Raw genomic sequence first — 7,543 nt, 5'->3', positions numbered from 1 at the left:
TCGGCGCGCACAGTCGGCTGGGTCAAGTGGTCGCGTGGGTGGTCATCGTCGCCGGCGTCGTGTTCGTGGTCGCGGTGATCTTCTTCTCGGGCGTCTTCTTGGGCTGGGCCTCGGGTGACCGCTATGGCTGGCACCACGGCTACGGCGGCGGGCGCGGCGGTACCTGCCCGATGATGGGTCCCGGCGGCATGATGGGCCCGGGAATGATGGGACCCGGCGGAATGGGGCCGGGCGGTCCGATGGGGCCTCAGCAAACGCCAACGCAAACGCCGACGGCGCCGCGCCCCTAGCGCACGCCGGGCCGCGCTTCGATGGCGCTCTGGAGTTCGCTGCTCCGAAGATGACACCTGCCCGGCGTTCGTCGTTCCGCAACGGGCAAGCCGGCCGCAACCTCGCGCCGCCGGCGCCGGGGCCGGCGTTCAACCCCGGTTTCCATTCGGACCGTCAGGGTTAGCCAACCGCTCTAGAATGAGACCCTTTGGTGCTGCCCTGTAGCCGGTCGGGATGAGGTTGGTATGAATAGCCCTGCGCGCAATCCACGTCAGCTGGCCGGCGGCCGTCCGCGTAGGGCGGCCGCGTTGCTGCGGGCGGCGTTCAGTTGCGCAGCGGCGGCAATCGTGGTGGGCGGGTGCACATCCTTCGTCGACGGGCGGGCGCTGTCGATGCTCAACGACCCGTTCCGGGTGGGTGGCCTGCCCGCGACCAACGGCCCCAGCGGGATCCGCTCGAACGCACCCGCCCCCACGGGCACGGTCGTCAACACCGACAACGGCGAGATCGACAAGCTGGCGTTGCTATCGGTCGACGACATCGAGGAGTATTGGAAGTCGGTCTACAGCCAATCGTTGAAAGGCGACTTCGTCCCGGTTGGCAAGATGGTGTCGTACAACTCCAAGCAACCGTCCAGCCCGATCGTTTGCCACAACGACACCTATAAACTCGTCAACGCCTTCTACACATCGCGCTGCAACCTGATCGCGTGGGACCGCGGGGTGTTCATGCCTGTTGCGCAACGGTATTTCGGCGACATGTCCGTCAACGGCGTGCTGGCCCACGAATTCGGCCACGCCTTGCAGACCATGGCGAAGCTGGTGACCAGACGAGACCCCACGATCGTGCGCGAGCAGCAGGCCGACTGCTTCGCGGGCGTCTACCTGTTCTGGGTGGCCGACGGCAAGTCGCCGCGGTTCACGTTGAGCACCGCCGACGGGCTGGACCACGTGCTGGCGGGGATCATCACCACCCGGGACCCGGTGATGGACAGCGAGGCCGAGAACGACGACGAACACGGGTCGGCCCTGGACCGGATCAGCGCCTTCCAAATGGGTTTCATCGACGGCGCCTCGGCCTGCGCGGCGATCGACAAGAAGGAAATCGGCCAGCGCCGCGGCGACCTGCCCAACGCCCTGCGCGTCGACAGCAGCACCGGGAACCCGGAGACCGGGGAGGTCCCGATCGACCAGGACACCCTGTCGACGCTGATGGAACTCTTGGGAAAGGTGTTCTCCCCGAAGAATCCCCCGGCATTGTCCTACCAGTCCGCCGACTGCCCGGACGCCAAGGCCAGCCCGCCTGCGTCCTACTGCCCGGCCACCAACACGATCGTGATCGACCTGCCGAAGCTGGCGGCGATGGGCAAGGTCGCCGACGAGAACGAACAAACCCTGCCGCAGGGCGACGACACCGCGCTGTCGGCCGTGATGTCGCGGTACGCGCTGGCCGTGCAGCACGAACGCGGGCTGGCCATGCAGAGTCCGTGGACTGCCCTGCGTACGGCCTGCTTGACGGGCGTGGTGCACCGCAAGATGGCCGAACCCATCGAGCTCTCGTCGCAGAAGCAGCTGCTGCTGACGGCCGGCGATCTCGACGAAGCGGTGGCCGGGTTGCTCACGAACCACCTGGTCGCCAGTGACGCGGACGGCACCAGCGTGCCGGCCGGTTTCACCCGGATAGCGGCGTTCCGCGGCGGGGTGACGGGCAATATGGACGCCTGCTACTCCCGCTATCCGGGATGACCGAAAGGCCGCGCTGTCAACCGATCTGAGCGAGCTTGGGTATCACTTCGTCGCCGAGGCGGCGGATGAAGCCGACCGGATCGGGGTTGCCGGGGAACGGACCGGCATTGACCATCTCTATGCCGAGTTCGCCGTAGCGCTCGACGGTTTTGAAGTAGCCGTCGAGGTCGTCGAAGGGATTCACGAAAAAGCCCACGGTCTTGCGGATTTCGCTCGGGTCGCGGCCGATCGCGTCGCAATGGCGGTTCAGCACCTCGACCTTGCGCTTGAGTTCGTCGACGTCGCTCGTGGTGCTGTTCCAGACGTCGGCGTACTGCGCCACCAGGCGCAGCGTCTTCTTCTCGCCGTCGCCGCCGATCAGAATGGGCGGGCGCCGGATCGGTTGCGGCTCACAGATCGTCTCCGCCAACTGGTAGTGCTTGCCCTGGTAGGGCCCGTTGTCCGCGCTCCACATCTGCCTGCAGATCTGCAGCGTCTCTTCGAGCATCTCGAAGCGCTGACTCACCGGTGGGTAGGGGAAGCCGAGGGCGGCGTGCTCGCGGTCGTACCAGGCGGCGCCGAGCCCCAGCATCGAGCGGCCTTGCGACAAGACGTCCAGTGTGGTGACCGCCTTGGCCAGCAAGCCCGGGTAGCGATAGGTGACACCCGTGACCAGCAGGCTTAGCTCGATCTTGGTCGTCTGCCCGGCCAAGAAGCCCAGCGACGTATAGCCCTCGAGGAACGGATCCTCCGCCGGTCCCATCGCTTCCATCTGAAAGAAGTGGTCGGCGAGCGTGAACAGCGTCGCCCCGCCCTGCTCGGCGGCCTTGGCCGCGTCGGCCAGCGTCGGGCCCAGCGCCGCCGGGTCGCCGGGTAGAAAATCGATGAAGTGCAGTCCTACTTCCATTGCAGCCCTTGCCCTTTCATTATTCGGTCAAGCGCTCGAGCAGCGTTAGCGCGTCGAGGATGATGCGACGCTCGCGTTCGGAATACCGCTCGTGGATGGCGCGTGCCAGCCACTCCTCCCGTACCTGTCGGTTGCTCTCGGCCCGTCGCCGGCCCGCCGCGGTCAGCGAAATCAGTTGCCGCCGGCCGTCTTCAGGGTCGGGCTTGCGCTCGATCAGCCCCCGCTGCCCGAGGGCGGCCACTATCGTGGCCATGGACTGTGGACGTACCCGTTCGGCTGATGCCAGGACGCTCGCCGATGAGGCGCCCTCTTTCCAGAGCCGGTTGAGCACCGCCGTCTGTGAGGGGGTCAGGTCGCCGTCGGTGGCAAGGTCCCTCAACTGGCGTCGCAGCCGGCTGAACATCACCCGTAGGTCGCGGGCCGCCGCAGCCGCTGACTCGGCGATTCCGTCCACAAGATCAGTCTAAACTGTTCAGTCCAAACTGTCTAATTGCGTCCGAGCAGCTGTAGGGCGGCGTCGACCGCCAGCGCGGCCACGTTCAGCGTCTTGGACCGCAGATCGTGGCGCGCGCCTGCGATCTCGACGACGGCGGTCGTGCCGGTGACCAGCGCGGCGGCGGCGCGCAATTCGTCGGGCGTGCCGAAGGGATCCGACGTCCCGTGCGTGAACACCGTCGGCACCCTGATGTCGGGCAGGTGCTCGGTGCGGGTCCGTTCCGGCTTGCCCGGGGGATGAACCGGATACGAGAACAGGGTGAGCATGTCCACCGGCGCTTCGCGGGCCGCCACCACCATGGACGTCTGCCGACCGCCATAGGAATGCCCGCCGGCGATCAACGGGCCGCCGACGAGGCCCCGGCACAGCGCGATCGCCTCGACGATCCCGGCCCGGTCGGCGGCCGCCGAACCCGACGGCGGACCCTTCGGCCGGCGCCGCCGGTAGGGCAGGTTGTACCGGACGGCGAGCCAGCCGCGGCGCGCCCATTCGTCGCAAACCTGCTGCAGCAGCGGCGAATCCCGGTCGCCGCCGGCGCCATGGGTCAGCACTACCACCCCAGCGGGTGGTCCGTCGGGTTCGTGCGCCACGCCGGCGATCTCGTCCAGGTTCACGTCAGCCTGAACAAGGGTGAGACGGGGCCGTGCCCGTGGCCCAGCGGATAGGAGGCGCGCAGGCATTCGGTTACCCATCGCTTCCCGAACCCGACCGCGTCGGGCACGGTGAAGCCGTGCGCCAGCGCGCACGCGATGGCCGTGGCCAGGGTGTCGCCGCCCCCGTGGTCGTTGCCGCCCGGCAGGCGTTCCGAATCGAACTCGTAGCAGGACACGCCGTCGTAAAGCAGGTCGCAGCTGCGATCGGACGATCGCAGGTGACCGCCCTTGACCAACACCCACCGCGGTCCCAGCGCGTGCAGCGCCTTGGCGGCCGCCCGTTGCGACTTCGCATCCACGACGTCGATGCCCACCAGCAGCCGAACCTCGTCGAGGTTCGGCGTGACCAGGGTGGCCAACGGAAACAGTTGTCCGCGAAGGGCATCGAGGGCGGACGCCGCCAGCAGGGCGTCGCCGTGCATGGACGCGCACACCGGATCGACGACGAGCGGCACCGCCGATCCCAGCCGGCGCCACATGTCGGCCACCGCGGCGATGATGGGGGACGACGCCAGCATGCCGGTCTTGGCGGCCTGGATGCCGATGTCGGTGACCACCGCTTCGATCTGATCGGCGACGACGTCGGGAGGGACCTCGTGAAACCCCTTGACGCCCACCGTGTTCTGCACGGTAACCGCGGAAACGGCGACGCAGGCATGCACACCCAGCAGCGCCATGGTGCGCATGTCGGCCTGGATGCCCGCGCCACCGCCCGAGTCGGATCCGGCGATGGTCAGCACGCGCAGCGGCGTGGTGCCCGGCGGGGCCAGGGGCAGGTAGCTCACTGTGCCGAATTGCCGCGACCCGCTGCGCCCGGCTCGGTCATTTCTGCCGCATTCGCGTCATCACGGCTGGGTGATCGGCAGGTACACCCGCTTGCCGTGCTCGGCGAACTCGCGCGACTTTTCGGCCATGCCCTCGCTCATGACGGCCTCGATCGCCTCCTCGCTGTCGAGCCCGTGCTCGGCGGCGTAGGCCCGGACGTCGGCGGTGATCCGCATGGAGCAGAACTTGGGCCCACACATCGAGCAGAAGTGCGCGGTCTTGGCGGGTTCGGCCGGCAGGGTCTCGTCGTGGAATTCCCTTGCGGTGTCGGGGTCCAACGACAACGCGAATTGGTCGTTCCAGCGGAACTCGAAGCGGGCCGTGCTCAACGCGTCGTCGCGTTCTTGGGCGCGCGGATGCCCCTTGGCCAGGTCGGCGGAGTGGGCGGCGATCTTGTAGGCGATCACCCCGTCCTTGACGTCCTTGCGGTCCGGCAGCCCCAGGTGCTCCTTGGGCGTCACGTAGCACAGCATCGCGGTGCCGGCCTGCGCGATGATCGCCGCGCCGATCGCCGAGGTGATGTGGTCGTAGGCCGGCGCGATGTCGGTGGCCAGCGGGCCCAGCGTGTAGAACGGGGCCTCCTCGCACAGCTCCTCCTCGAGCCGCACGTTCTCGACGATCTTGTGCATCGGGACGTGTCCCGGTCCCTCGATCATCACCTGCGCGCCGCGGGCTTTCGCGATCTTGGTCAGCTCGCCCAGGGTGCGCAGCTCGGCGAACTGCGCGGCGTCGTTGGCGTCGGCGATCGACCCCGGCCGCAGGCCGTCGCCGAGCGAGAAGGTGACGTCGTAGCGGGCGAAGATGTCGCAGAGCTCCTCAAAGTTGGTGTAGAGGAACGACTCCCGGTGATGGGCCAGGCACCAGGCCGCCATGATCGACCCGCCACGGGACACGATGCCTGTGACCCGCTTGGCGGTCAGCGGCACGTACCGCAGCAGCACGCCGGCGTGCACGGTCATGTAGTCCACGCCCTGCTCGCACTGCTCGATCACGGTGTCGCGGTAAATCTCCCACGTCAGTTCCGTCGGATCGCCCTTCACCTTCTCCAGCGCCTGGTAGATGGGCACGGTGCCGACCGGGACGGGGGAGTTGCGCAGGATCCACTCACGGGTTTCATGGATGTTCTTGCCGGTGGACAGGTCCATGATGGTGTCCGCACCCCAGCGGGTGGCCCACACCATCTTGTCGACCTCCTCGGCGATCGACGACGTCACCGCGGAGTTGCCGATGTTGGCGTTGACCTTCACCGCGAAGGCCTTGCCGATGATCATCGGCTCGATCTCGGGGTGGTTGTGGTTGGCGGGGATCACCGCGCGGCCGCGGGCGACCTCGTCGCGCACCAGCTCGGCGGGCATGTCCTCGCGGGCGGCGATGTATGCCATCTCGGCCGTGATCTCGCCGGCCCGCGCCCGCTGCAGCTGGGTGCCGCGGTCGCGGACCACCCCCGGCCGCGCCGGCAGCCCGGTCGTCAGGTCGATGACAGCGTCCGCGTCGGTGTACGGGCCGGAGGTGTCGTAGAGGTCGAAGTGGTCGCCGGTGGACAGGTGCACGCGCCGGAACGGGACGCGAGCACCGGGGAACCCCTCGACGTCGCGGTAGACCTTGCTGCTGCCTGCGATGGGTCCCGTGGTGACGGAAGCCTCGACGGCTTGGGAAAGGACATCAGTCATTTTTCATCTCCCTACGCCGGCATTACCCGGTCAGGTTCGTACGGTCGACGGCCCCAGCCGTCCTCTCAGCGCATTCGACGTGCGCTCCCGCGTTTTTGGATGGTCCGCACGCGACGTTACCCCCACCCCGGACCTGCTGGCATGTGGGCGCGCCTTTTGGTCAGGGCGGTAGCCGGTGGTATCCCCCTGGTGTAAGGATGCAAACGTGCAAGAGCAAGGGGAAACGGACGGGCCGACGGCCGACACGTCCCGCAGCGGCCACGAGCTGAGTCCGCCCGAGGCGGCCGCCTGTCATCTCAACGTCGGCACGTTTCGGTTCTGGTTCATCGGTGAGCGCTGGGAGTGGTCCGACGAGGTGGCCAGGATGCACGGTTACGAACCGGGCACCGTCGAGCCCACGACGAAGCTGTTGTTGTCGCACAAGCACCCCGACGACCGCCGGCACGTCCAGGAGGTGCTCGACTACGCCCTGCAGTCGGCGGAGTCCTTCTCCAGTCGGCACCGGTTCCTCGACACGTCCGGCAACGTGCACGACGCGATCGTCGTGGCCGACCGCATGCACGACGAGTCGGGCGCCGTGGTGGGCACCGCGGGCTATTACATCGACCTCACCAACACGTTCGACGAAACCCGGCAAGAGGTGCTCGACGAAGCCCTGCCCGACCTCTTCGAAAACCGCGCGGCGATCGAGCAGGCCAAGGGCGTGCTGATGTTCGTCTACCGGGTCAGCGCCGAGCAGGCGTTTCGCGTGCTGCAGTGGCGGTCGCAAGAGACCAACGTGAAGCTGCGTGCGCTGGCCCGGCAACTACTCGCCGAGGTGACTACCCTCGAAGGCTCGACGGCCACTCTGCAGGGTCAGTTCGATCATCTGCTGTTGACGGTGCACGAACGGATAACCGCCGAGTCCGCCGGGTAACCAGAGGAATACGCGAACGCGGCAGCCCGCAAACAGTTAGTGTTCCTAGACGCTCCGAGCGGCGCACGCCGCGCATTCGGAC

At 67.6% G+C, this 7,543-nt stretch carries 7 protein-coding genes, 1 pseudogene and 1 riboswitch; of the genes and pseudogenes, 3 read left to right on the top strand and 5 right to left on the bottom strand.

All coding sequences use genetic code 11. The features are described 5' to 3' along the window. Positions 1-290 (top strand): annotated as a pseudogene (locus tag A5709_RS28375) (hypothetical protein); the annotation flags it as partial. A 225-nt stretch (positions 291-515) separates the two neighbouring features. Next, a complete protein-coding gene (locus A5709_RS07045) occupies positions 516-2,015 on the top strand; it encodes a peptidase (protein ID WP_156767987.1) in 1,500 nt (499 codons plus the stop codon). A 16-nt stretch (positions 2,016-2,031) separates the two neighbouring features. Here A5709_RS07045 and A5709_RS07040 read toward each other — a convergent pair whose 3' ends face one another. The 5 genes from A5709_RS07040 to thiC all read right to left on the bottom strand — a co-directional run bounded on the left by A5709_RS07040 (position 2,032) and on the right by thiC (position 6,545). Beyond that, a complete protein-coding gene (locus A5709_RS07040; protein ID WP_068119084.1) occupies positions 2,032-2,901 on the bottom strand; it encodes an LLM class F420-dependent oxidoreductase in 870 nt (289 codons plus the stop codon). A gap of 19 nt (positions 2,902-2,920) precedes the next feature. Then, the gene (locus A5709_RS07035) at positions 2,921-3,355 is read right to left on the bottom strand and encodes a MarR family winged helix-turn-helix transcriptional regulator (RefSeq protein WP_067948963.1); all 435 of its coding nucleotides are present in this window, start codon (positions 3,353-3,355) and stop codon (positions 2,921-2,923) included. Positions 3,356-3,387: 32 nt separating this feature from the next. After that, positions 3,388-4,011: an alpha/beta family hydrolase gene (locus A5709_RS07030; RefSeq protein ID WP_068119081.1), complete on the bottom strand. Its 624-nt coding sequence runs from the start codon at positions 4,009-4,011 to the stop codon at positions 3,388-3,390. After that, positions 4,008-4,835 (bottom strand): bifunctional hydroxymethylpyrimidine kinase/phosphomethylpyrimidine kinase, encoded by an 828-nt coding sequence (thiD, locus tag A5709_RS07025; RefSeq protein WP_068119078.1) that lies wholly within the window; start codon positions 4,833-4,835, stop codon positions 4,008-4,010. The genes A5709_RS07030 and thiD overlap by 4 nt, the downstream gene beginning before the upstream one ends. A gap of 60 nt (positions 4,836-4,895) precedes the next feature. Further along, positions 4,896-6,545 carry a phosphomethylpyrimidine synthase ThiC gene (thiC, locus tag A5709_RS07020; RefSeq protein WP_068011742.1) on the bottom strand — a complete coding sequence of 550 codons (1,650 nt, stop codon included), beginning with the start codon at positions 6,543-6,545 and terminating at the stop codon, positions 4,896-4,898. Further along, a riboswitch (TPP riboswitch) is annotated at positions 6,537-6,646 on the bottom strand. It overlaps the preceding gene by 9 nt. Before the next feature lie 164 nt (positions 6,647-6,810). On the opposite strand from thiC, the gene A5709_RS07015 reads away from it, so the two are divergent. Continuing rightward, positions 6,811-7,461, top strand: a complete 651-nt coding sequence (locus A5709_RS07015) for a PAS and ANTAR domain-containing protein (RefSeq protein WP_067948975.1) — start codon at positions 6,811-6,813, stop codon at positions 7,459-7,461. The last annotated feature ends 82 nt before the right edge of the window (positions 7,462-7,543 follow it).

This window comes from Mycobacterium sp. E1386, assembly GCF_001672745.1.
GTDB lineage: Bacteria > Actinomycetota > Actinomycetes > Mycobacteriales > Mycobacteriaceae > Mycobacterium.
Note: the sequence above shows the minus strand (reverse complement) of the source record. Positions and strands in the feature narration are given on the sequence as shown.